Annotated in this window: 23 protein-coding genes; 15 read left to right on the forward strand and 8 right to left on the reverse strand. The window is 68.4% G+C overall.

What is annotated here, in order from left to right:
* Together DDE13_RS11635 and DDE13_RS11640 are read right to left on the reverse strand one after the other, a co-directional pair.
* Nucleotides 1-926 (reverse strand): thymidine phosphorylase (locus DDE13_RS11635; RefSeq protein ID WP_235868678.1); only part of this gene is annotated, 926 nt, incomplete at its 3' end.
* On the reverse strand, nucleotides 919-1,362 hold the full coding sequence (locus DDE13_RS11640; RefSeq protein ID WP_111404335.1) for a cytidine deaminase: 444 nt from the start codon (nucleotides 1,360-1,362) through the stop codon (nucleotides 919-921). The genes DDE13_RS11640 and DDE13_RS11635, both read right to left, overlap by 8 nt.
* Before the next feature lie 163 nt (nucleotides 1,363-1,525).
* On the opposite strand from DDE13_RS11640, the gene DDE13_RS11645 reads away from it, so the two are divergent.
* The 4 genes from DDE13_RS11645 (at nucleotide 1,526) to prpE (ending at nucleotide 7,982) form a co-directional block, all read left to right on the forward strand.
* Entirely contained in the window at nucleotides 1,526-3,805 is a 2,280-nt protein-coding gene (locus DDE13_RS11645) for an NADP-dependent malic enzyme (RefSeq protein ID WP_111404337.1), read from the forward strand.
* Between the two features lie 90 nt (nucleotides 3,806-3,895).
* Entirely contained in the window at nucleotides 3,896-4,750 is an 855-nt protein-coding gene (locus DDE13_RS11650) for an FAS1-like dehydratase domain-containing protein (RefSeq protein WP_111404413.1), read from the forward strand.
* Complete coding sequence (locus tag DDE13_RS11655; RefSeq protein WP_111404415.1) at nucleotides 4,747-6,000, forward strand: CoA transferase; 1,254 nt, start codon at nucleotides 4,747-4,749, stop codon at nucleotides 5,998-6,000. The genes DDE13_RS11650 and DDE13_RS11655 overlap by 4 nt, the downstream gene beginning before the upstream one ends.
* A 77-nt stretch (nucleotides 6,001-6,077) precedes the next feature.
* Nucleotides 6,078-7,982 carry a propionate-CoA ligase PrpE gene (gene prpE, locus DDE13_RS11660; protein WP_111404340.1) on the forward strand — a complete coding sequence of 635 codons (1,905 nt, stop codon included), beginning with the start codon at nucleotides 6,078-6,080 and terminating at the stop codon, nucleotides 7,980-7,982.
* Between the two features lie 170 nt (nucleotides 7,983-8,152).
* Here prpE and DDE13_RS11665 read toward each other — a convergent pair whose 3' ends face one another.
* Complete coding sequence (locus tag DDE13_RS11665; protein WP_111404342.1) at nucleotides 8,153-9,169, reverse strand: endonuclease/exonuclease/phosphatase family protein; 1,017 nt, start codon at nucleotides 9,167-9,169, stop codon at nucleotides 8,153-8,155.
* 63 nt (nucleotides 9,170-9,232) lie between these two features.
* The gene (locus DDE13_RS11670) at nucleotides 9,233-9,991 is read right to left on the reverse strand and encodes an NAD kinase (RefSeq protein WP_111404344.1); all 759 of its coding nucleotides are present in this window, start codon (nucleotides 9,989-9,991) and stop codon (nucleotides 9,233-9,235) included.
* A 219-nt stretch (nucleotides 9,992-10,210) separates the two neighbouring features.
* On the opposite strand from DDE13_RS11670, the gene glyA reads away from it, so the two are divergent.
* Nucleotides 10,211-11,506, forward strand: coding sequence for a serine hydroxymethyltransferase (gene glyA / locus DDE13_RS11675; RefSeq protein ID WP_111404346.1), 1,296 nt, complete (start codon nucleotides 10,211-10,213; stop codon nucleotides 11,504-11,506).
* Nucleotides 11,507-11,696: 190 nt separating this feature from the next.
* Here glyA and DDE13_RS11680 read toward each other — a convergent pair whose 3' ends face one another.
* On the reverse strand, nucleotides 11,697-12,083 hold the full coding sequence (locus tag DDE13_RS11680; protein ID WP_111404348.1) for a hypothetical protein: 387 nt from the start codon (nucleotides 12,081-12,083) through the stop codon (nucleotides 11,697-11,699).
* 134 nt (nucleotides 12,084-12,217) lie between these two features.
* On the opposite strand from DDE13_RS11680, the gene DDE13_RS11685 reads away from it, so the two are divergent.
* The gene (locus tag DDE13_RS11685) at nucleotides 12,218-12,997 is read left to right on the forward strand and encodes an alpha/beta fold hydrolase (RefSeq protein ID WP_111404350.1); all 780 of its coding nucleotides are present in this window, start codon (nucleotides 12,218-12,220) and stop codon (nucleotides 12,995-12,997) included.
* Here DDE13_RS11685 and DDE13_RS11690 read toward each other — a convergent pair.
* Nucleotides 12,985-13,167, reverse strand: coding sequence for a hypothetical protein (locus DDE13_RS11690; protein ID WP_111404352.1), 183 nt, complete (start codon nucleotides 13,165-13,167; stop codon nucleotides 12,985-12,987). The two genes, DDE13_RS11685 and DDE13_RS11690, sit on opposite strands and share 13 nt — an antisense overlap.
* A 242-nt stretch (nucleotides 13,168-13,409) precedes the next feature.
* On the opposite strand from DDE13_RS11690, the gene DDE13_RS11695 reads away from it, so the two are divergent.
* The 9 genes from DDE13_RS11695 (at nucleotide 13,410) to DDE13_RS11735 (ending at nucleotide 22,807) form a co-directional block, all read left to right on the forward strand.
* Entirely contained in the window at nucleotides 13,410-14,186 is a 777-nt protein-coding gene (locus tag DDE13_RS11695) for an ABC transporter ATP-binding protein (protein WP_111404354.1), read from the forward strand.
* Nucleotides 14,187-14,217: 31 nt separating this feature from the next.
* On the forward strand, nucleotides 14,218-14,937 hold the full coding sequence (locus tag DDE13_RS11700; RefSeq protein ID WP_111404357.1) for a transporter substrate-binding domain-containing protein: 720 nt from the start codon (nucleotides 14,218-14,220) through the stop codon (nucleotides 14,935-14,937).
* A 64-nt stretch (nucleotides 14,938-15,001) separates the two neighbouring features.
* A complete protein-coding gene (locus tag DDE13_RS11705; RefSeq protein ID WP_111404360.1) occupies nucleotides 15,002-15,883 on the forward strand; it encodes an ABC transporter permease in 882 nt (293 codons plus the stop codon).
* Entirely contained in the window at nucleotides 15,880-16,710 is an 831-nt protein-coding gene (locus tag DDE13_RS11710; RefSeq protein WP_111404362.1) for an ABC transporter permease, read from the forward strand. The genes DDE13_RS11705 and DDE13_RS11710 overlap by 4 nt, the downstream gene beginning before the upstream one ends.
* A gap of 1 nt (nucleotide 16,711) precedes the next feature.
* Nucleotides 16,712-18,025, forward strand: coding sequence for a glutamine synthetase family protein (locus DDE13_RS11715; protein ID WP_222626083.1), 1,314 nt, complete (start codon nucleotides 16,712-16,714; stop codon nucleotides 18,023-18,025).
* Between the two features lie 58 nt (nucleotides 18,026-18,083).
* Nucleotides 18,084-18,839 carry a type 1 glutamine amidotransferase gene (locus tag DDE13_RS11720; RefSeq protein WP_111404364.1) on the forward strand — a complete coding sequence of 252 codons (756 nt, stop codon included), beginning with the start codon at nucleotides 18,084-18,086 and terminating at the stop codon, nucleotides 18,837-18,839.
* Between the two features lies 1 nt (nucleotide 18,840).
* Nucleotides 18,841-20,199 (forward strand): glutamine synthetase family protein, encoded by a 1,359-nt coding sequence (locus DDE13_RS11725; protein WP_111404366.1) that lies wholly within the window; start codon nucleotides 18,841-18,843, stop codon nucleotides 20,197-20,199.
* A 6-nt stretch (nucleotides 20,200-20,205) separates the two neighbouring features.
* Nucleotides 20,206-21,507 (forward strand): NAD(P)/FAD-dependent oxidoreductase, encoded by a 1,302-nt coding sequence (locus DDE13_RS11730; RefSeq protein ID WP_111404368.1) that lies wholly within the window; start codon nucleotides 20,206-20,208, stop codon nucleotides 21,505-21,507.
* Nucleotides 21,508-21,616: 109 nt separating this feature from the next.
* Complete coding sequence (locus DDE13_RS11735) at nucleotides 21,617-22,807, forward strand: DegT/DnrJ/EryC1/StrS family aminotransferase (RefSeq protein WP_111404370.1); 1,191 nt, start codon at nucleotides 21,617-21,619, stop codon at nucleotides 22,805-22,807.
* Between the two features lie 9 nt (nucleotides 22,808-22,816).
* Here the strand turns inward: DDE13_RS11735 and DDE13_RS11740 are convergent, their stop codons facing one another.
* On the reverse strand, nucleotides 22,817-23,809 hold the full coding sequence (locus DDE13_RS11740) for a LysR family transcriptional regulator (RefSeq protein WP_111404372.1): 993 nt from the start codon (nucleotides 23,807-23,809) through the stop codon (nucleotides 22,817-22,819).
* A gap of 37 nt (nucleotides 23,810-23,846) precedes the next feature.
* Nucleotides 23,847-24,440 (reverse strand): polyhydroxyalkanoate synthesis repressor PhaR, encoded by a 594-nt coding sequence (gene phaR, locus DDE13_RS11745; protein ID WP_111404374.1) that lies wholly within the window; start codon nucleotides 24,438-24,440, stop codon nucleotides 23,847-23,849.
* Nucleotides 24,441-24,584 lie beyond the last annotated feature (144 nt).

Here is a 24,584-nt window from a genome sequence, read left to right on the forward strand (position 1 = left end):
AGCGCCGCCAGCGCGGCGCGCGCGCCCGCCTCCGCGCTGTCCGCCAGCCCGCCCAACGCCAGCGCCTCCCCCGCCAGTGCCAGCGACAGCGCGCAAAGCCGGTCGTCAGGGCGCGGATCGCGCAGCACGTCCAGCACCGCCGCCACCTCCAGCGCGTTACCCACCGCATCGGCCAGCGGCTGGTTCATGTCGGTGATGACGGCGCGAGACGCCATGCCAGCCCCCTGCGCCGTCGTGACAAGCCGCCGGGCGAGCCCTTCAGCCTCTGCCCGCGTCCGCATGAAGGCACCCGAGCCGCCCTTCACGTCGAGCACCAGCGCATCCGCCCCGCCCGCGAGCTTCTTGGACAGGATCGACGCGGTGATGAGCGGCACGCTATCCACCGTCCCGGTCACGTCGCGGATGGCGTAAAGCCGCCGGTCAGCAGGGGCGATCTCGGCGCTCGCCCCCACGATGGCGCAGCCCACATCGGCCACGATGGCCCGCAGGCGCGCCTCCGTCACGACCGTCTCCACGCCGGGGATCGCTTCGAGCTTGTCGAGCGTCCCGCCCGTGTGCCCCAGCCCCCGGCCGGACAGCATCGGCGCATAGGCCCCGAGTGCCGCCAGTACCGGCGCCACGATGAGCGAGGTCGCATCCCCCACGCCGCCCGTGGAATGCTTGTCGAGCACCGGTCCCGGCAGGTCCCAGCGCAACACCCGCCCGCTGTCACGCATCGCCCGCGTCAGCGCGACGGTGCGCGCATCGTCCAGCCCGACATGGCACAGCCCCATGGCCAGCGCGCCGGCCTGCGCATCGCTGACCGTGCCATCGGCCAGCCCGCGCGCCAGCAGCGCCAGCGCATCGCCATCGGGGGCCGTGCCGTGGCGCAGCCGCGACAGGATCGCGCGCAGGTCGCGCATGTCCTGGGCCGCGGCGTCAGCCATCCCCGCCGCCTTCGCCCGCGGCATCCGCACCCATGGCCGGACCCGGCCCCGGGTCCATGTCATCGGCGGCGAAGGCGCCGGGCAACAGCGCGCCCACGGTCGTTTCCTGCCGCGCGCCCGAAACGCTGGCGAGCGTGACCGGCGTATCCGCCGACGCGAACTCGGCCAGCTTCTGGCGGCAGCCGCCGCAAGGGGTCAACGGGCGCGGCGTGTCGGCGATCAGCGCCACGGCCATGATGCGCGTCTCGCCTGCCGCGACCATGGCGGCGATGGCGCCCGCCTCGGCACAGGTGCCTTCGGGATAGGCGGCGTTCTCCACGTTGCATCCTAGGTGCACGGCTCCGCCGGCGCCCATGATGGCCGCCCCCACCTGGAACCGGGAATAGGGGGCATAGGCGCGGGTCATGACCCCACGGGCGGCGGCGACGAGATCCATGTGACACTCCCTGACCAGAACCGCCCCACCCTGCGGCGCGCCCCGGCCCTTTGCAAGACCGGCGCTTTGCACGCCCGCGTTTGAAACTGCTCCTGCCGCTTGGGCATGGTCTTGGCCCCTTTGTTCGGCTACGACCATGGCACGATTGACAGGGAGCGGACCCATGACCACCGACACCGGCGACAGCCTGCGCGACGAGGCGCTCTACTACCATGAATTCCCCCGTCCCGGTAAGCTGGAGATCCGCGCCACGAAGCCGCTCGCCAACGGGCGCGACCTTGCGCGCGCCTATTCGCCCGGCGTGGCCGAAGCCTGCACCGAAATCGCCGCCGACCCCACCGCCGCGCGCCGCTACACCGCCCGCGGCAACCTCGTCGCGGTCGTCACCAACGGCTCGGCGGTGCTGGGGCTCGGCAATATCGGGCCGCTGGCATCCAAGCCGGTGATGGAGGGCAAGGCGGTCCTGTTCAAGAAGTTCGCCAATATCGACTGCTTCGACATCGAACTGGACGCGACCGATCCGGAACGCATGGCCGATATCGTCTGCGCGCTCGAACCGTCCTTCGGTGCCATCAACCTCGAAGACATCAAGGCCCCCGACTGCTTCATCGTCGAACAGATCTGCCGCGAACGGATGAACATCCCCGTGTTCCACGACGACCAGCACGGCACGGCCATCGTCGTTGGCGCCGCCGCGACCAACGCGCTGCGCGTGGCCGGAAAGAATTTCGAGGATATCCGCATCGTGTCCACCGGCGGGGGGGCGGCGGGCATCGCCTGCCTGAACATGCTGGTCAAGCTGGGCGTGAAGCGCGAGAACATCTGGCTGTGCGACATCCACGGGCTGGTCTACGAAGGCCGCGAAGTGGACATGAACCCGCAAAAGGCCGCCTTCGCGCAACCGTCCGACAAGCGCACGCTGGACGACGTGATCGAGGGCGCGGACCTGTTCCTCGGCCTGTCGGGCCCCGGCGTGCTCAAGCCCGAGATGGTGGCGAAGATGACTGCGCGCCCGATCATCTTCGCGCTGGCGAACCCCCGGCCCGAGATCATGCCGACCGACGCCCGCGCCGTGGCCCCGGACGCGATCATCGCCACGGGCCGGTCGGACTTTCCCAACCAGGTCAACAACGTCCTGTGCTTTCCATTCATCTTTCGCGGCGCGCTCGACGTGGGTGCGACGGAGATCAACGACGCCATGCAGATCGGCTGCGTCGAAGGCATCGCCGCGCTCGCCCGCGCGACCACCAGCGCCGAGGCCGCGGCGGCCTACCAGGGCGAACAGCTGACCTTCGGGGCGGATTACCTGATCCCCAAACCGTTCGACCCGCGCCTGATGGGTGTCGTCGCCTCCGCCGTGGCGCGTGCGGCGATGGAAAGCGGCGTCGCCGAACGGCCCATCGACGATCTGGTGAAATACAAGGCCGATCTCGACGGGTCGGTGTTCAAGTCCGCGCTCATCATGCGCCCGGTGTTCCAGGCCGCGGCCAAATCCAGCCGCCGCATCGTCTTTGCCGAGGGCGAGGACGAACGCGTCCTGCGCGCCGCCAATGCCGTCATGGAGGAAACGACCGAGACCCCGATCCTGATCGGCCGGCCCGACGTGATTGCAACCCGCTGCGAACGCGCGGGCCTTGCCATCCGCCCCGACACGGATTTCGAGGTGGTGAACCCGGAAAACGACCCGCGCTACCGCGACTACTGGGAAACCTATCTCGGCCTGCGCGAACGCCACGGCGTGACCCCGGACCTCGCCCGTGCGATCATGCGCACGAACACCACCGCCATCGGCGCGATCATGGTCCACCGCGAGGAAGCGGACAGCATGATCTGCGGCACCTTCGGCCAATACCTGTGGCACCTGAACTACGTCACCCAGATCCTCGGGACCGACACGCTGCACCCGGTGGGGGCACTGTCGCTGGTGATCGGCGAAGGCGGGCCGCTCTTCATCGCCGACACCCATGTGAACGCCGAACCCACGCCCCAGCAACTGGCCGACGCCGTCATCGGTTGCGCGCGGCACATGCGCCGCTTCGGGGTGGAACCGGCCATCGCGCTGTGCTCGTCGTCGGAATTCGGCAATCTCGACACCCGCTCGGGGCGGACCATGCGCGCCGCGCTGGCCATTCTCGACAGCGCGCCGCGCGATTTCGCCTATGAGGGGGAGATGAACGTGGATACGGCCCTGACCCCGGCCCTGCGCGAACGGGTCTTTCCGCACAGCCGGTTCTCCGGCGCGGCCAACGGGCTGGTCTTCGCCAATTCCGACGCGGCGTCGGCGGTGCGCAACACGCTCAAGGCGCGGGCGGGCGGGCTCGAGGTCGGGCCGATCCTCATGGGCATGGGCAACCGCGCCCATATCACCACGCCGGGCGTCACGGCGCGGGGCTTGCTGAACATCGCCGCCATTGCCGGCACGCCGGTCGCGGAATACGGCTGACACCTCCCCGACCGGCATCGCGCATTGACAAACAGGGGCGCGCGATGCCTGCCTAGGCGGATTACATATTCGCATATGGGGGGAGCCATGATGCCGAAGGACAGGCCGGAACAGGCCCACGGCGCTGTCGGGCGGCAAAAGGCGCGCCATGGCGCGGTCACCTCGGCACAGGCCGACATGCTGGGCGCGACGCTGGTGCCCGGCTGGACGGTCGGCACCCTGCCGGATGGCGCGCCTGTCCCGAAGCTGTGGCACTGGGCGGCCTTTCCACCTGCGGCACCCATGGAGGACCTCGGCCCCGACGGGCACCCGAAGCTCGGCGATTTCCTCCCCGATCTCGGCCTGAACCGGCGCATGTGGGCCGGTGGCAGCCTGCGCTTCCTCCGGCCGATCCACGTGGGCGAGCGCCTGACACGCCTGTCCGAAATCGCGTCGGTGGACCACAAGGACACCGCCGGCGGCCCCATGGCCTTCGTCACCCTGCGCCACAGGATCGACGGGGCCGCAGGCCCGGCGATCGAGGAAGACCAGACCATCGTCTACCTGCAGATCCCGCCCGAATTCCGCCCGCCGAAGGCGATCCCGGCCCCAGAGGCCCCGGCCTTTGAGCGCACCCTGCCCGTGACCGCGCCGCTGCTGTTCCGCTACTCGGCGGCGACCTTCAACGCCCATCGCATCCATTACGACCGTGCCTACGCCACCGGGGTCGAACACTATCCCGGCCTCGTCGTGCACGGTCCGCTTCAGGCCACGCTCCTGATGGCCGCGGCCACCGCCCATCGGGGCAGCCCGCCCGACAGCTTCCAGTTCCGCGGGCTGTACCCGATGTTCGACCACCACGACCTGCGCCTGATCGGCGTGGACAAGCCCGACGGCACGCTGGCGCTTTGCACCGCCGCCCCCGCGGGGCACCAGGGGATGCAGGCCACGGCGGCGTGGTCCTGATGGGGATCCTGTCGGGGATGCGGGTCGTCGAAGGCTCGGCCTTCGTGGCGGTGCCGCTCGCAGGGATGACGCTGGCGCAGATGGGCGCGGACGTGATCCGCTTCGACCGGCTCGAAGGCGGACTCGACGCCCAGCGCTGGCCGGTCACCCGCGACGGGCGCTCGCTCTTCTGGGCGGGGCTGAACAAGGGCAAGCGGTCGGTCGCGGTGAACATGAAATCCCCCGAAGGCCGCGAGTTGATCACCCGCATCGTCACGGCCCCCGGCGACGACGCGGGCCTGTTCCTGACGAACCTGCGCGTGCGCGACTGGATGGACTTCGAGACGCTCAGCCAGCACCGCAAGGATCTCATCATGGTGACGTTGCTGGGCGACCGGCACGGCAACCCGGCGGTGGACTATTCCGTCAACCCGTCCCTTGGCTTCCCCCTTGCCACCGGTCCCGAAGGCAGTACCGAACCCGTCGCGCACACCCTGCCCGCATGGGACTGCATCGCGGGCAACCTTGCCGTCTCCACCCTGCTGGCCGCCGAACGCCACCGCCTGCGCACCGGGCAAGGGCAGGAGGCCGTCCTGACCCTGAAGGACGTGGCGGCGGCCATGCTCGGCCATCTCGGCATCATCGGGGAGGTCTGCGTGAACGGCACCGACCGCCCCAAGTCAGGCAACAGCCTGTATGGCGCCTACGGGCAGGATTTCGTGCTGGCCGATGGGCGGCGGATCATGGTGATCGGGCTGACCGACCGGCAATGGCGCGTGCTGGTGAAGACCACCGGCATGGACGCGGAGTTCGACGCGCTGGCCGCACGGCTCGGTGCCGACCTGCGGGCGGAAGGCGCGCGCTGGACCCACCGCCACGCGATCACCGACACCCTGCGCCCGTGGTTCGCCGCCCGCACGCTGGATCAGGTGGCCCCGCTCTTCGACGGGGCCGGCCTGACATGGTCGGTTTTCCGCAGCTTCGCGCAGGCCGTGGCCGAAGACCCGGACCTGTCCCCCGACAATCCGATGATGGCCGAGATCGACCAGCCCGGCATCGGGCGTTATCCCGTGCCGGGCCTCGCCGCCACGTTCTCCGCCCTCGACCGCGACCCGCCCCGACCCGCACCGGACCTGGGTGCCGATACCGAGGCCGTTCTGGCGGACGTGGCGGGCTTGCCTTCGGGCGAGATCGGGCGGCTCTTCGACACGGGCATCGTGGCCGGGCCGCGCCCCGCGCAGCACCCCGTTTCTGCACCGCAGAACCGTTAGCGTAAACCGCGACCCCAAGGCGCAGTCCCGGATCCCGCGCCGTAGCGTAAACCCGGGCAAACTGGCGGAGGAATACCATGGCATACAAAGATGTATACGCGGCGTGGAAAGCCGACCCGGACGCCTTCTGGATGCAGGCGGCGGACGCGATCGACTGGCACACGAAGCCCAGCAAGGCGCTCTTCGACGACAACGCCCCGTTCTTCGAATGGTATGCCGACGGGATGGTGAACACCTGCTGGAACGCCGTGGACCGCCATGTCGAAGCCGGGCATGGCGACCGCATCGCCATCATCCACGACAGCCCGGTGACGCACTCCAAGCACGAAATCACCTATGACGAGCTGCGCGACCGGGTGGCCAGCCTTGCGGGTGCCTTGCGCGCCAAGGGCGTCGAAAAGGGCGACCGGGTCATCATCTACATGCCCATGGTCCCCGAAGCGCTGGAGGCGATGCTCGCCTGCGGACGCATCGGCGCGATCCATTCGGTGGTGTTTGGCGGCTTCGCGGCCAACGAACTTGCAGTGCGCATCGACGACGCGAAACCGAAATGCATCATCGCGGCAAGCTGCGGGATCGAACCGGGCCGCGTGGTGCATTACAAGCCGTTGCTGGACGGTGCCATCGACGCGGCCACCCACAAGCCCGATTTCTGCGTGATCTTCCAGCGCGAACAGGAAGTCGCGCATCTGGAAGAGGGTCGGGATGTCGATTGGCACGCCTTCCAGTATGGCGTGGAACCGGCAGACTGCCTGCCGGTCGAAGGCAACCACCCCGCCTACATCCTGTATACCTCGGGGACCACGGGCGCACCCAAGGGCGTGATCCGGCCCACGGGCGGGCATCTCGTGGCGCTCGACTGGACCATGGCCAACATCTATGCCGTTCAACCGGGCGAGGTGTTCTGGGCCGCGTCCGACGTGGGCTGGGTCGTCGGGCACAGCTACATCTGCTACGCACCGCTGATCCACGGCTGCACCACCATCGTGTTCGAGGGCAAACCCGTGGGCACGCCCGACGCGGGCACATTCTGGCGCGTCATCGAGGAGCACAAGGTCTCCGTGTTCTTCACCGCCCCCACCGCCTTCCGCGCGATCAAGCGCGAGGACCCCAGGGGCGAGTTCCTGAAGAAATACGACCTCTCGGGCCTGCGCGCGCTCTTCCTTGCGGGCGAACGGGCGGACCCCGACACGATCACTTGGGCGCAGGACATGCTCGGTGTGCCGGTGATCGACCACTGGTGGCAGACCGAAACCGGCTATGCCATCGCCGCCAACCCGGTGGGGATCGAACACCTGCCGGTCAAGATCGGCAGCCCTTCGGTGCCCATGCCCGGTTACGACGTCTGCATCCTCGACGAGGGCGGGCATGCGCTGAAGCCCGGCGAACTGGGCGCTATCGCCATCCGCCTGCCCCTGCCGCCGGGCACCCTGCCGGGCCTGTGGAACGCCGAAGACCGCTTCCGCAAGAGCTACCTGACCCATTTCCCCGGCTATTACGAGACTGGCGATGCCGGGATGATGGACGAAGACGGGTATCTCTACATCATGGCGCGCACCGACGATGTCATCAACGTCGCCGGTCACCGCCTGTCCACCGGCGGGATGGAAGAGGTGCTCGCCTCCCATCCCGACGTGGCAGAATGTGCCGTCATCGGCGTCGCGGACGAATTGAAGGGCCAACTGCCCATGGGCTTCGTCTGCCTGACCAAGGGCGTGAACCGCCCGCATGCCGACATCGTCAAGGAATGCGTCACGCTGGTGCGCGACAAGATCGGCCCTGTCGCGGCGTTCAAGCTGTGCGCGGTGGTGGACCGGCTGCCCAAGACCCGGTCGGGCAAGATCCTGCGCGCGACAATGGTCAAGCTCGCGGATGGTGCTGACTTCAAGATGCCCGCCACCATCGACGACCCCGCGATCCTTGACGAGATCGCGGCGGCGCTGAAGACCCTCGGCTACGGATCGAAGACCGAAACCGCCTGATCCACCCGTCCCCGTCCCCGGCGCCGTGCGCTGCATGGGCCGGGGCATCCACAGACGCAACGGCAGGCACCGGACGCGTCGGGAACGTCGCGCGGCACTGGGAACACGCCCCCTGTGCGTCTCGAAGCCATGCCTGCGCCCTCTTGGGCGGGGCCGCACCGCGGCGCATGCTAACCCGGAATAAACCGGCGCAGATAGTCGTCGGAATAATCGATCTCCAGCTCGATCCAGACGGGCAGGTGATCCGACATTTCGTGCGTGCACCATTGCGGATAATACCCCGCCCAGTCGGCATAGGCTTCGCCGCGTTCGGCCTCCGCTGCGGCGCGATAATCCGCCACCTCGTCCGCGCGATAGACCGCCGCGCGCCAGTCGAAACTCCCCGCCCGCAGCATCCGCGTGCGGTCGTGATTGCCGGAAAACGCGATCTGGTCGAAATGCCGCGTCCCGCCCAGGTTCGTCGGCCCCAGCAACGGCGCATCGAACCCCTCGGCCCGCAGGGCGGCCATGATGTCGTCGTCGGGATGCTCGATGTTCATGTCGCCCAAGAGCACGTAGACCTCGTCCGCCGCGCGCGCCCGTTCGGCCAGGATCGCGGCGATGGTGCCCACCTCCCGCGCGCGCAGCGTCAGGTCCGCCGCCGCCTCGCTGCCGAAATGGATATGCGCCGAACACAGGGTGAAGCGGAACCACGACGCCTGAAACGCCGCGAAGAACGGCGTGCGCGCGATCTGCCGCCCGTCGATCAGCGCATCGGCGGGCAGCACCACCTCGCCGATCAGGTTGCGGAACACCACCCGGTCGGTGTTGTAGAAGATCGCCATCCGTTCGCTGTTGCCCGGCACCCCGGCGGTCACGTCGGTGACGAAATAGGTCCAGTTCGGCCCCAGCAGCCCCGCCAGCCGCCGCACCGGGGCAAGGTCGGGCTTCAGTTCCTGCACCGCGCAGATGTCGAAATGATCAACGATCTCGGCGATGTAGTGATAGCTCTCGTCCAGTCGCGGGCGCCCGCCGTCGAAATGGCGGATGTTCCACGACCCCACGATCAGCGAATTGGGCCGCCGCTCGTCCAGCACCTGCCGTGCCAGTTCCGAGCGCAGCGCAAGCAGATGCGCCGCGATCCAGCCTCTCTGGCCCGGACGCGCGTCGCCCTCGGGATAAAGGTCGAGTTCCTTGTAGGACGCCACGCCCGATCCTTCCGCAAACCGGGGCAGAGCCTGCGCCCGAATCGCGGCCCCGGCAAGCGGCGGCTACTCGAATTGCTCGCGCAGCAGCCGTTCCTCCAGCCCGTGGCCGGGATCGAACAGCAGCCGGTGCGCGACCATCGGCTCGCTCTCGATCTCCACCCACACGACGTCGCGCACCGACCGGCTGTCGGCATCGGCCATCACCGGGCGTTTCTCCGGCTCCAGCACGTCGAACCGCACCCGCGCCTTTTTCGGCAGCAGCGCCCCGCGCCAGCGGCGGGGCCGGAACGGTGCGATCGCCGTCAGCGCCAGCGCCTCCGCCCCGATGGGCAGGATCGGCCCATGCGCGGAATAGTTATAAGCCGTGGACCCCGCGGGCGTGCTCACCAGTGCCCCGTCGCAGACCAGTTCAGACAGCCGTTCACGCCCGTCTATGCTGATGCGCAGCCGCGCCGCCTGCGGGCCCGCGCGCAGCAGCGAAACCTCGTTGATCGCCAGCGCCCGCGTGATCGTGCCATCCATCGTGCCCGCCCGCATCGCCAACGGGTTGATGATCGTCTCCTCCGCCGCCGCAAGCCGCTGGTGCAGCCCGACGATGGAATACTCGTTCATCAGGAACCCGACGGTGCCGCGGTTCATGCCATAGGTCGGCACCGGCAGACGTTCGGTCCCGTGCAGGGTCTGCAACATGAACCCGTCGCCGCCCAGCGCCACGATGACCTCGGCATCCTCGGGCGCGACATGGCCGTACAGCGCCTTCAATTCCCGCTGCGCCGCCTGCGCCACGGGCGAGTCGCTCGCCAGAAACGATATCCTCTTCATGTCCCGCGCCGTCCCGCCTGTCCGGCCGCCTGTCTGGCCGCCTGCCTGCCCGCGCAGTGATGACCCCCGCTTCGCGCGAAAACAAGCCCCTGAAAGCCAACGGCATTTCGCAAATGAACCGGGATGCGTCCCTTACGGGCCTTTTTTTGTCGCGGCCCGTGGACTACACAGCCGACAGGATCATTCGCCAGACGTTCTCCACAAGGAGGGTTGCACCCGATGAACGCACCGCACCGCGATACCGGCTTCTTCACCGAAGACCTCGCCACCCGCGACGCCGATCTTTTCGCCGCGATCACCAGCGAACTCGGCCGCCAGCGCGACGAGATCGAACTGATCGCGTCGGAAAACATCGTCTCCCGCGCCGTGATGCAGGCGCAGGGTTCGGTCATGACCAACAAGTATGCCGAAGGCTATCCGGGCCGGCGGTATTACGGCGGCTGCCAGTATGTCGACATCGCCGAAAACCTCGCCATCGACCGCGCCAAGCAACTCTTCGGCTGCGGCTTCGCCAACGTGCAGCCCAATTCCGGCAGCCAGGCGAACCAGGGCGTGTTCACGGCACTGCTGAAGCCGGGCGACACCATTCTGGGCATGAGCCTCGATGCGGGCGGTCACCTGACCCATGGTGCCAAGCCCAACCAATCGGGCAAATGGTTCAACGCGGTTCAATACGGCGTGCGCGAGGACGACCTCTTGCCCGATTACGACCAGATCGAGGCACTGGCGAAGGAACACAAACCTGCGATGATCATCGCGGGTGGGTCGGCCATCCCGCGCATCCTCGACTTCGCGCGCTTCCGCGAGATCGCGGACATGGTCGGCGCCTACCTGCTGGTGGACATGGCGCATTTCGCCGGGCTGGTGGCGACGGGGGCATATCCCTCGCCCTTCCCGCACGCCCATGTCGCCACGACCACCACGCACAAGACCCTGCGCGGCCCGCGCGGCGGCATGATCCTGACCGATGACGAGGCGCTGGCGAAGAAGTTCAACTCCGCCATCTTCCCCGGCATCCAGGGCGGGCCCCTGATGCACGTGATCGCCGCCAAGGCCGTCGCCTTCGGCGAGGCGCTGCGCCCCGAGTTCAAGACCTATATCGACCAGGTCGTGAAGAACGCGCAGGCCATGGGCGACCAACTGGCCAAGGGCGGGCTCGCCTGCGTGACGGGCGGCACCGACAGCCACCTACTGCTTGTGGACCTGCGCCCCAAGGGCGTGAAGGGCAACGCGACCGAGGTCGCACTGGGCCGCGCGCACATCACCTGCAACAAGAACGGCATCCCCTTCGACACGGAAAAGCCGACAATCACCTCGGGCATCCGGCTCGGCTCCCCCGCGGGCACCACGCGCGGCTTCGGTGAGCCGGAGTTCCGCCAGATCGCCGACTGGATCGTGCAGGTGGTGGACGGGCTCGCAGCGTCGGACGGCGCGGGCGATGCGGATGTGGAGGCGCGCGTGAAGGCCGAGGTGCTGGATCTCTGCGGCCGCTTCCCGATCTACCCCGAAGTCTGAAAGACACCGGTCGGAGGCGCCGGGTCAGGCCCGGCGCGCCGGTGCGCGGGCGCATCCACGTCACCACCCCATTCCCCGACGCGCCGGGCTTGACCCGGCGCCTCACTGGGGTGCCCGCAGCGCCGCGCCACGGCAAGACACGGTCATTCGGTCGCGCGATTCCCCCCGCGGCTCGACCGCGCCGACCGCCCTATCCCGCGCCGGGGCCGATCATGCCCCGCCACGCAAGGAACCAGACCAGCGCGGCGAAGAACACCAGCAGCCCGAACACGATCCCGGCCAACTGGCCGAGGAACCGATCCCGCCGTGCCCTTGCCGGGTCCATCCCCTGCACGTGCCGCTGCAGCATCCGCGCCTCGCGCCGCAGTTGCGCGCGGTCCACCAGATGCCGCAGCTTCGGGTGCGCGGCCATCGTCTCGGCCAGCACAAGGTCGTCCGCCGCCCGGCCCAGCCGCCCCGGCAACAGCCGCCCCGCCCGCGCCCGCAGCGTCGCCAGATCGTCACCCGGCACGTCGAGCTTGCGTCCCAGATGCCGCGCCAGCGTGTCGTTGCGCGCCTTGATACCCTTCACCGCCATCGCTGCCCGCCCTGTCACCGAGTCATACAAGAGTCATACGCGAGTCATATGCGGGTCCGACAGTCGTTTCGGGCCGCCTTGACCCCGGCTCGCCCGCCCCGGATAACGCTGGGCGACAGACCGAAGGACCGATCATGCTGGCCACCACCACCCATGGCGACGCACCCGACAGCGTCCGCCCGCTCCTGATCGTGCACGGCCTATTCGGGTCGGCGCGCAATTGGGGCGTGATCGCCCGGAACCTTGCCAAACATCGCCGGGTGCTGACCGTCGACATGCGCAACCATGGCGCAAGCGATTGGAAAGAGAGCCATACCTACGCCGACATGGCCGGGGATCTGGCCGAGGTGATCGACGCCCATGGCGGCACGGCGGACGTGCTGGGCCATTCCATGGGCGGCAAGGCAGCGATGTGGCTGGCGTTGACCCGGCCCGAAACGGTCGCCCGGCTCATCGTCGCCGACATCGCGCCCGTGGCCTACACCCATACCCAGATGAAGTATCTTCAGGCGATGAAGGCCCTCGATCTTGATGGCATCACGTCCCGGTCAGACGCCGACCGCGCCCTGCGGCCCGAGGTGCCCGAACTCGCCATCCGGGCTTTCCTGCTGCAATCGCTGGACGTTGCCGAAAAGCGCTGGCGACTGAACCTCGACGCGCTCGAACGCGACATGGCGGCGATCATGGATTTCCCCGAGACCGAAGCCACCTTCGACAAGCCGACCCTGTTCCTCGCCGGCGGCACGTCGGACTATGTCCGGCCCGATCACCGCCCGGCGATGCGGCGCCTGTTCCCGAACCACCGGCTCGTCAAGATCCCCGGCGCAAACCACTGGCTGCACGCGGAAAAGCCCCGCGATTTCGAAGCCGCGGTCAACGCGTGGCTCGACGCGACCGCCGATCAGGCGTCGTAGAGCCGCCGCGCCACGAGCCAAGCCACCGGCAACCCGGCCAGTCCGCCGATCACGGCGGCCCAGATGATACCCTGCGCATCGTCATGGCCAGCCACAAGCGCGAAAACGATCGCGCTACCGGCCAGCGTGGTGCCGATCAGCGAATAGAGAATGGATGCAAGTCGCAGCATGGGTATGCTCCAGTTCAAAAGCCCAGTGACGGATATGCGATAGCCGTCCATGCTGCGCCCCGCCTTGATCTGTGTCAGACAGGACCGGTTGGCGTTTCGCGCACGAAACCTGCCGCGTCTGACCAAGCCATGTCTGCCCGATTTTCACACGACTGGCCGTTTTTTCGCCGCGTCACCGCCGGAAGGCATTGCAAAGCGCCGCGGTTTCTTCCCAAATCCCCCGGCGAGAACAAGGAGCCCGCGTGACCGAAACCCCGCCCGTCATCGAGATCCGCAACCTGCACAAGGCCTATGGCGCGCTCGAGGTGCTGAAGGGCGTGTCGGTCACGGCCGACCGGGGCAACGTCGTGTCGCTGATCGGGTCGTCGGGATCGGGCAAATCCACGCTCCTGCGCTGCTGCAACCTGCTCGAAGACAGCCAGTCGGGCGAGATCCTGTTCGACGGGGATCCGATCCGCTGGAAGGGCACCGGCCATGGCCGCGCCCCCGCCGACCCGAAACAGGTGCTGCGCGTGCGCACGAACCTGTCCATGGTGTTCCAGCAATTCAACCTGTGGGCGCACATGACGATCCTCGAAAACGTCATGGAGGCCCCGGTGACCGTGCTGCGCCACGACCGCGCCACGGTCGAATCCCGCGCCCGCGCGCTGCTCGACAAGGTCGGCATCGGCGACAAGTGCGACGTCTACCCGGCGCAACTGTCGGGCGGCCAGCAGCAGCGCGCGGCCATCGCGCGGGCGCTCTGCATGGAACCGCAGGCGCTTCTGTTCGACGAACCGACCTCTGCGCTCGACCCGGAACTGGAGCAGGAGGTCGTACGCGTCATCAAGGGCCTCGCAGCCGAGGGGCGCACCATGATGATCGTGACCCATGACATGCGCATGGCCGCCGACATGTCGAGCCACGTGATCTTCCTGCACCAAGGCCTGATCGAGGAAGAGGGCCCGCCCGACGCACTGTTCGGCGCGCCGCGCTCGGCCCGGCTGAAACAGTTCCTGTCCCACTCCGCCCCGGCCTGACGGGGCCACTTTCATCAACAGGGGAAACACGATGAAGACACTCGCACTTGCCACCGCTTTCGCAGCACTGACCGCCGGGGCCGCCATGGCCCAGGACGTGGTGCGCATGGGCACCGAAGGCGCCTACCCGCCCTACAACTTCATCAATGACGCGGGCGAGATCGACGGATTCGAACGCGAACTTGGCGACGAGTTGTGCGCGCGGGCGGAACTGACCTGCGAATGGGTCACGAACGACTGGGACAGCATCATCCCGAACCTCGTGTCCGGCAACTACGACACGATCATCGCGGGCATGTCGATCACGCCCGAACGGGAAGAGGTGATCGATTTCACCCAGCCCTATTCCCGCCCCGACCCGTCCGCCGTCGCGTCGATGATCGACGGGCTGGACCTGTCCGACGCGATCATCGCCGCGCAGACCGGCACGATCCAGGCGGGCTACGTGACCGAGATCGGCGCGACGCTGGTGGAATTCGCAAGCCCCGATGAAACCGTCGCCGCCGTCCGCAACGGCGAGGTGGACGCGGTCATCGCCGACAAGGCGTTCCTGGAGGCCATCGTGGCCGAAGACCCCGACCTGATGTTCGTGGGCGAGGATATCCTGCTCGGCGGCGGCATGGGGCTGGGCATCCGCGAAAGCGACCCGGAGCTGAAGGCGACCTTCGACGCCGCGATCCAGTCGATGAAGGACGACGGCTCGCTCAACGCGCTGATCGAGAAATGGCTGCCCGGCAGCGCGACGTTCTGATCCTTCCGTGCGGCGCCGGGAACCTGCCTCCCGGCGCCGCCCCTGACCCGAGACATCCCCGCCCGTGTTCGCCTTTTGCACCGATCCCGCGACGCTCGACACGCTGCCATGGTTCGCGTGCTATCTGACCAATGGCAAGCACATGGCATTCTACGCGTCCTTCGGGACGGTGCTGCTGTTGCTGGCGATCACGGCGCCCGTGGCGCTCCTGTTCGGGTTCGGCGGCGCGGTCGCCAGCCGGTCGCGGGTCGCGCCCTTGCGCTGGTTCGGGGTCGGCTACACGTCGATGGTGCGCGGCATCCCGGATATCGCGTTCTTCCTGTTCGTGCCCATAGCACTCGACCAGGGGCTGGAATGGCTGCGCCACCACGCACGCTGCCCGGACTGGTCCGAACCGATCCGGCGCGGCAACGATTTCGTCGTCTGCGACGCGGCCAAGCTGCCCCTGTCCACCGCCGATGCATGGGTGCATGACGCCTATGGCTTTGCCACCGCCGTCGTCGCCTTCGCCGTCGTCTTCGGGGCCTTCGCCGCCAATGTCCTCAGCGGCGCGATGCAGGCCGTGCCGCGCGCGCAGATGGAAACCGCCGAGGCATACGGCATGTCGCGCAGGCAAGCGTTCTGGCGCATTCTCGTGCCGCAGATGTGGGTCTATGCCCTGCCCGGCCTGTCGAACCTGTGGCAGATCCTCGTCAAGGCGACGCCGCTGCTGTTCCTGCTGGGGGTGGAAGACATCGTCTACTGGGCGCGCGAGCTGGGCGGCGCCAAGACCACCATCTTCGAATACCCCCATCCCGACTGGCGGCTGTGGTATTTCCTGTTCCTGCTGGTCTTCTACCTCGCGCTCACGCAAGCCTCGGAAACCGTCTTCGCGCGGATCATGCGGCGCCTGTCGGTCGGGCAGGCCACGGCGGCGGGCGACGCGCTGCGCAAGGCCGCGGCATGAGCTGCTGGCAGACCATCCAGGATTACGGGCTGCGGTCGCTCGGGATCGGCGAACGGCTGCTGCCGCGGGCCGACATCACGCTCTGCGAGCAGTTCACCCTGATCGGGTCCGGCATGATCTGGAACGTCTATTTCGGCGTGCTGGCGCTGGCGGCGGGGTTCTTCCTGTCCGTGGCGCTGGCCATGGGCAAGGCGCACCCGGCCCCCGCCATCCGCAAGCCCTGCGACTGGTTCGTGTTCGCCTTCCGTGGCTCGCCGCTGTTCATCCAGTTCTTCCTCGCCTACGAGGCGCTGACGCTGCTGCCGCGCACGGGCATCCCCCTGCCGCTGGGCCTGATGCTCGAAACGTCCTGGGTCACGCGGGCCTGGGCGGGCGCGCTGCTGGTGCTGTTCTTCAACACCTCCGCCTATGCCGCCGAGATCTTCCACGGCGCGCTGAAATCCATCCCGCGCGGCGAATCCGAAGCCGCGGACGCTTACGGCATGGCGGGCTGGACAAAGTTCCGGCGCATCACCTTTCCCACGATGCTGAGGCTCGCGTGGCCCGGCTACACGAACGAGGCGATCTTCCTGTTCCACGCCACCGCGCTGGTGTTCTTTTCCAGCTTCCCGGCGTGGCGGCAGCAGGGCGACGCGCTCTACTATGCCAGCTATTTCGCGGACCGGACCTTCAACCCGTTCGTGCCCTACCCGATCTTCGCCTTCTACTTCATACTGCTGACGGTGATCGTCATCACAATCTTCGGGCGCATCAACCGCCGCCTGAACCGGCATCTGGCACCCGCAGCACGCCCCCGCCTGCGCATCCGCCCGCAACTGGTACGCTGAGATGGAGATCGACGCGGCCAGCCTGCGCACCGCCTGCGCAGACCTGAACGGCCAGATGCGCGGCAAGCGCCTGCCCGCCCGTCACGCGGCAAAGCTGGAATTCGCGGGCCAGCGGATGCCGCTGTCGGCGCTGTCGCTCGACCTGTGGGGGCGGGATATCGAGGGCAGCCCGCTGGTTCTTGCGTCCGGGGACACGGACGGGCAAGTGCGCGTGACCGAACGCGGGCCGGTGCCGATGCCGTGGCTCGACTCAGCGCCCCTGCTGTTCCCGATGTGGATGTTCACCGAAGACGGCCGCCCCTTCGACGGCTGCCCGCGCCACGCGCTGGCCCGCGTGCTGGCGCGGTACGCGAAACACGGCTGGAAGGTCACGGCGGCGACCGAGCTGGAATTCACGCTGCTGGACGCGGCGGGTGGCACGCTGGACACGGTGCGCGACCCGGTCACGGGTCATCCGCTGCGTGGCGGGGACATCAACGGGATCGACGCGCTCGACACCTTCGCGCGGTTCTTCGACGATCTCTATGCCGGGGCGGAGGCGATGGGCATCCCCGCGCAGACCGCATCGTCCGAGGCGGGGGTGGGCCAGTTCGAACTGACCCTAGACCACGGACCCGCCATGCGGATGGCCGACGACACGTGGCTCGCAAAGGCACTGATCCGCGGAATGGCCCGCAAGCACGGGATGGCGGCGACGTTCCTCGCCAAGCCCTTTGCCCAGGACAGCGGCAACGGGATGCATGTGCATGTATCCGTCACCGACGCGCACAAGCAGAACGTGTTCGACAACGGGCTTCAGGCGGGCAGCGGCGTGCTGAAGCAGGCGGTGGCGGGGTGCCTATCGGGGATGCCCGGCGCGATGCTGATCTTCGCGCCGCACGCGAACAGCTATGCGCGTTTCGCGCCCGGCAGCCACGCCCCAACCGGTGCATCCTGGGGGTACGAGAACCGCACGGCGGCGATCCGCATCCCCGGCGGCGATCCGGCCGCACGGCGGCTGGAACACCGGATGCCGGGCGGCGACACGAACCCTTACCTCGTGCTGGCCGCGATCCTTGGTGCCGCGCTGAACGGGGTGGAAGACGACGTGACCCCGCCCCCGCCCGTGATGGGCAATGCCTATGCGCAAGCCATCCTGAAGGTGCCCACGGACTGGGACGAGGCGATCGCACGGTTCGAGACCTCGCCGCGCATGGCCCGCGTGTTCCCCAAGCTTCTGATCGACATGCTGGTGCGCGTGAAGCGGCAGGAACAACGCCGCACCGCCACGCTGGAGCATGACGCCGCCGCGTGGCTGTGCCATGACCGCGTCTGACGCTGGACGCGGCCCGCGCGCGGGGTTAGCCTGCGGCATCTCCGACAATGAGGCCCCGATGCATATCGGAATACTGGAATGCGGGCCGGTGCTGCCCGACCTTGCCGCCCGCCACGGCACCTATGGCGATATTTTCGCGCGCCTTCTCGACGCACCCGGTCGCCGTTTCACCGGCTGGGCGGTGCACGAGATGGCCTTTCCCGAGGGGCCGGATGCCGCCGACGGCTGGCTGCTGAGCGGATCGCGCTACGGCGCGTACGACCCGATGCCCTTCATCCAGCCGCTGGAGGATTTCATCCGCGCTGCCCGCGACGCACGTATCCCCATGGTCGGCATCTGCTTCGGCCACCAGATCATGGCGCAGGCTCTGGGCGGGCGGGTCGAGAAATCCGCGAAGGGCTGGGGATTCGGGCGGCAGACCTATGCCATCGACGGGCTCGGCGAAGTGGCGCTGAGTGCCATCCACCAGGACCAGGTCACGCGCGCTCCGGACGGGGCCGAACTGATCGGGCGCAACGATTTCTGTCCCATCGCCGCGCTGCGCTATGGCGACTGGGGGCTGAGCGTCCAGCCGCACCCGGAATTCGACCCCGCTCTGATGGGCGAGTTCCTCGACCTGCGGGACCGCGACGGGGAGTTCGACGAGGATCTCATCGCGCAGGCGCGTTCGGTTCTCGACAAGCCCCATGACTGCACACCGGTCGCGGCATGGCTTGGCGACTTCCTCGAAGAAGCGGCACTCGGCCAACGGACGCGCCCGGAAGGTCCGGGCGATCACGTTGCCGCCAGCACGCCAGCGCGCCGGAGGGCATAGGATGGCGGACTGGCTGACCCGCGTGCCCGAGGCCGCGCAACGGTTCCTCGAAGGCCGCAGGCTCGACGAGGTCGAGTGCATCATTTCCGACCTGCCGGGCATCGCCCGCGGCAAGGCGGTGCCCGCGGGCAAATTCGCCCGGCAGGCGAAGTTCTACCTGCCCGAGTCGATCTTCTTCCAGACCATCGCGGGCGGTTGGGGGGAAGCCGCGGGACCGCAGGGCTTCACCGAACCGGACATGATCCTGACCCCGGATCTGGAGACAGCAACCGCCGCCCCATGGACCGGCGACTGGACGCTCCAGGTGATTCATGACGCCCGCCGCCCCGACGGGACCGACGTGCCCTTCGCGCCCCGCAACGTGCTGCGCCGGATCGTGCAGCTTTATCACGACGCGGGGCTGGTGCCCGTGGTGGCCCCGGAGATGGAGTTCTACCTCGTCGCCCGCAATCTCGACCCCGCGCGGTCGATCGAACCGATGCTGGGCCGCTCGGGCCGCCCCGCCGCCGCGCGGCAGGCATACTCCATGTCGGCGGTGGACGAATACGGACCCGTGATCGATGATATCTACGATTTCGCCGAAGCACAGGGCTTCGAGATCGACGGCATCACGCAGGAGGGCGGCGCGGGCCAGTTGGAGATCAACCTGCGCCACGGCGACCCGGTCAAGCTCGCGGACGAGGTGTTCTTCTTCAAGCGCCTGATCCGCGAAGCCGCCCTGCGCCACGACTGTTTCGCCACCTTCATGGCCAAGCCGATCGAGGACGAGCCGGGATCGGCCATGCATATCCACCATTCCGTTCTCGACCGCGCCTCGGGGCAGAACATCTTTTCCACCGCGGACGGGATGGAGACTCCGGCCTTCCACCATTTCATCGCCGGGCTGCAAAGCCACCTGCCCGAGGCCATCGCGATCCTCGCCCCTTACGTGAACAGCTACCGCCGCTACGTGCGCGACCACGCGGCGCCCATCAACCTCGAATGGGGGCGCGACAATCGGACCACGGGTATCCGCGTGCCCATTTCCTCGCCCGCCGCGCGGCGGGTGGAAAACCGGCTCGCGGGGATGGATTGCAACCCGTATCTGGGGATTGCCGCGTCGCTGGCCTGCGGGCTTCTGGGCCTGCGCGAGGCGCAGGCGCCCCGTGCGATGATGGCGGGCGATGCCTATGCGGGCGGCAGCGACATCCCGCGCGACCTGTTTTCGGCGCTCGACCTGTTCGCGGCGGCCGAGGGACTGCGCGACATGCTGGGGCCGGATTTCAGCCGTGTCTACGAGATCGTCAAGCGCGAGGAATACGACGAATTCCTTCAGGTCATCTCGCCCTGGGAACGCGAGCACCTGCTGCTGAACGTCTGACGCGCAATGAACCTGCTTCACGCCAACGACCGGGCCGGGGAATATCCGCCGAGCCTCTACGCAGCGCGCGCCGGGGATGTGCCGCGCCATCCGCCGCTGGACGGCGACACCCACGCGGATGTCTGCGTGGTGGGCGGCGGCTATACCGGCCTGTCGGCGGCGCTGCACGCAGCACGGGCCGGCCTGTCCGTGCGTCTGCTGGAGGCGCAACGGATCGGCTTCGGGGCGTCCGGGCGCAATGGCGGGCAGGTCGGGTCAGGCCAGCGCGTGGACCAGCAGACGCTGGAGGCGCGGTTGGGCGCGGATCATGCGCGGCAGCTTTGGGACCTTGGCGAGGATGCGAAGGCCTTGGTCAAACGGCTCATCGCGGACCATGCCATCCCTTGCGACTGGCGCGACGGCGTGGCGCATCTGGCGCGCAGCGACCGGGCGGCGGGCGCTGAACGCGACCACGCGGATCACCTTGCGCGGGTCTACGGTTATGACCGGCTCGAACCGCTCGACCGCGCTGGGGCGGCGCAGGCCACCGGCGCACGGGGCTTCGCGGGCGGAGTGATCGACTTTGGGGCCGGGCATCTCGACCCGCTGGCCTTCGCCCTTGGGATCGCGCGGGCGGCGCGGGACGCGGGCGCGGTGCTGCACGAAGGGTCGGAGGTCACGGGCCTGACCCGCAGTGCGCGGTGGCAACTGGCCAGCGCGCGGGGCACGCTGCAGGCGGATCACGTGATTCTCGCCTGCAACGGTTATCTCGGGCGGCTGCACGGCCCCACGGCGGCGCGGGTCATGCCGATCAACAACTTCATCGTGGCGACCGACCCGCTGACCGATTTCCCCGAGGTGCTTCCGGGCGGCATCGCCGTCGCCGACGACCGCTTCGTGGTGAACTACTGGCGGCGCAGCGCGGACGACCGGCTCGTGTTCGGCGGGGGGGAGACCTATGGCTACCGCTTCCCCGCGGACATCGCCGCGATGGTGCGCCCGCGGCTGGCGGCACTCTATCCGCAATTGACCGGCATCGGAATCGCCCATGCCTGGGGCGGCACGCTGGCGATCACGCGCTCCCGCCTGCCCTATCTCGCGCGGTCGGAACCGGGACTCTACACCGCGGGCGGGTACTCCGGCCATGGCGTGGCGCTGGCGACGCTGGCGGGGCAGTTGATGGCCGAAGCAGTCGCGGGCGATGCGGGCCGCTTCGACGTGATGGCCCGCCTGCCCAGCCCGCCCTTTCCCGGCGGCCCGGCGCTGCGCGGCCCGCTTCTGGTGCTGGCGATGACGTGGTTCGCCCTGCGCGACCGGCTGGGGATCTGACCGCGACCGTAGGGCGTTTCGACGAATCGCGCCGACGCGCACGGTGTCGTGGAATTGTTACCCGGCTTGGTGTACAGGTTTTCGAAACATCCGTTTCAGGAAATCGAAAATGACCGCGACCCCGTTCCCGAATGTCTACGACGCCGAACCGATCCCCGAGGCCGCGCGGGCGGAAATCGACCGCCTTCTGTCGTCGGGCGATCTCTTCCGCTACACGAGCGCGGACGCCCCGGTGGCGCTCTTGGAGGCGGAGTTCGCGGCCCTGCTCGGCAGCCGCTACGCCCTGGCCGTGGCGTCCTGCTCGGCGGCGCTGTTCCTGACTCTCAAGGCGCTCGATCTGCCGCGCGGGGCGAAGGTGCTCATTCCGGCCTTCACCTTCGGCGCGGTGCCCTCGGCGGTGGTCCATGCCGATTGCGTGCCCGTGCTGGTCGACGTGGGTGAAAACTACCGCATCGACACGGCCGATTTCGAAGCGAAGATCGCGGACGCGGACGCGGTGCTCATCAGCCACATGCGCGGGCATACCTCGGACATGGACGCGATCATGGCGCTTGCCGAAGCCCATGGCCTGCCGGTGATCGAGGATGCGGCCCATTCGCTGGGCACGACATGGGCTGGCCGCAACATCGGCACGCTGGGGCGCGTGGGCTGCTTTTCGTTCCAGTCCTACAAGCTGCTAAACGCGGGCGAAGGCGGGATGCTGGTCACCGACGACCCCGAGATCTTCGCGCGCGCCGTCATCATGTCGGGCGCCTATGAACACAACTGGAAGAAACATCCCGGTGTGACCGACCATGTCGCGCGCTGGCAGAACCGTCTGCCGCTCTACAACACGCGGCTGAACAACCTGTCGGCGGCGCTGGTGCGCCCGCAACTCGACGAGCTGCCCCGGCGGGTGCGCGACGGGCTGCGCAACCACGACCATGTCGCGGCGCAACTGAACGCCCATCCCGCGTTCGACGTGCCCCCGCCGCTCGCCCCGGAACGCCGCGCGCCCGACTCGATCCAGTTCAATCTGGTCGGGATGGACGACGACACCACCCGTGGCTTCACCGCCGCAGCCGCCGCGCGCGGCGTCAAGGTGCAGGTCTTCGGGATGAGCACGGACAACGCGCGCGCCTTCTGGAACTGGCAGTTCCTCGGTGACATTCCCGACCTGCCGCGCACCCGCGCGATGCTGATGCGGGCCTGCGACGTGCGGCTGCCCGCGCGGTTGACGCCGGCGGAATGCGACCTGATCGCCGGTGCGCTGCTGATGGCGGCGGAGGACGTGACGGCGCCGCGGGCCTACGGGACCTGATCGCCCGGATCAGACAGGGATTGGCCCACCGTCCTGCCCCAGAACGGCCATCGCCGCGCCGAGCCACGGGATACGCACCCGCGCGGGCCGCACGATCAGATCGGCCAGGATCACGCGCAGCCGTGCCGCGGTATCGGCGGGCATGTCCCCCAGCGCGCCCCGCCGCGCCCAAAGCGACAGCGCCCGCCCGAAGGGCGCGACCGGCAGCCGCACCACGCCCACGCGCGATTCGAACCGGTGCGCGCGCAAAAGCCCCAGCGGCGTGAGGATCGACCACCCCGCGCCTTCGGCCACCATCGACAGGATCGCGTGGTAGCTGTCCATCTCGAACCGGGGCGACAGGACGAAATCCTGCCGCGCCAGATGCGCCGCGATCTGCCGGCCCATGTGATGCCGCTGGGTGTATTGCAGGAAGGGCAGCGCCCGCAGCGCCCCCGCATCGGTGGCCAGCGGCACACCGTCCGCCAGCGGCACCACGGCGACGAAGGGTTCCACCAGCAGCGGGTGAATTTCCAGCCCCTCGGCGGGTGCTGCGGTATCGGCAGCCACCACCATGTCGAGCGCCCGGTCGCCCAGCCCCGCCAGAAGACGATGGGTCGGCCCCGTTTCCAGCAGGAACTGGCAGGTTCGCAGCGCATCGGCCATGTCGGTCAGCAGCCGCGGGGTCACGTCCGCATCGAAATCCTCGATCATGCCGAGCCGCACGCGGGTCAGGTGCGACAGATCGGTCCCCAACAGGTCCGACCGCGCCAAGGCCGCTTCGTCAAGGATGGTCTGCGCCCGGCGCAGGAACGTCTCCCCCGCAGGGGTCAGCGCCAGGGGCCGGGCCGCCCGGTCCACGAGAACGGTGCCAAGCCCGGCTTCCAGCTTGCTCAATTGCTGGCTCACGGCCGACACGCTGGCGCCCACCCTGCGCGCCGCCCCGGAAATCGACCGCGTCTCGGCGATCCCCACGAAACACTCGATCATCCACAGCGTAAGGCGCCCGCCCGGATCGGCCATCGGCGGCCCTCAGCCGTTCATCGGGCGCGCGCCGCGGTCACTCGCCCAGCTTGGACATCTTGTCCTTCAACTCGGCCAGTTGCGCGCGGATATCGTCCAGTTCCTCGCGTTCGGCGCTGCTCAGTTCGGTCTTCGGCGCGGGGGCGTCCGGGGCGGTGTCCGTCCCGTCACCCTTCCAGCCCGGTACCATCGTCTGCAGGAACGCCTTCTGCTGGCGCTTCATCGCCTCGATCCCCGACATGGGATTCATCGGGTTCATCGCCGTCATCGGGCCGGGTATCTGGGTGAAGCCTTCCATCATCTTCGACTGGCTGTCGCGCAGCATCTCGAAGGACATGGCGAGGAATTGCGGCACGACCGACTGCGCCTGCGTCGTGTAGCTGCGCACGAGATCGGTCAGCACCGCGATCGGCAGGACGCTCTCGCCCTTGCTTTCATGCTCCGCCACGATCTGAAGCAGATACTGCCGCGTCAGGTCGTCCCCCGATTTCAGATCGACGATCTTCACCTCGCGGCCCGCGCGAATGAACCCCGCGATATCTTCCAGCGTGACGTAATCGCTCGTCTCGGTGTTATAGAGCCGCCGGCTGGCGTACCGCTTGATCAACAGGGGTTTGTCGTTGTCCGCCACCGGGTATCCTCCGCTCGGGTCGCCGCAGTGCAGAGTAGGACAGCATAGATCAAAAGAAAAGAGCGGGCTCGAAAAGCCCGCTCCGTTCCAAACCGTCCGATCCGGGATCAGGGAGGATGCCCCGGACCGGCCGTTCCGCGCGTG

The organism is Meridianimarinicoccus zhengii, assembly GCF_003254465.1.
Classification (GTDB): domain Bacteria; phylum Pseudomonadota; class Alphaproteobacteria; order Rhodobacterales; family Rhodobacteraceae; genus Meridianimarinicoccus; species Meridianimarinicoccus zhengii.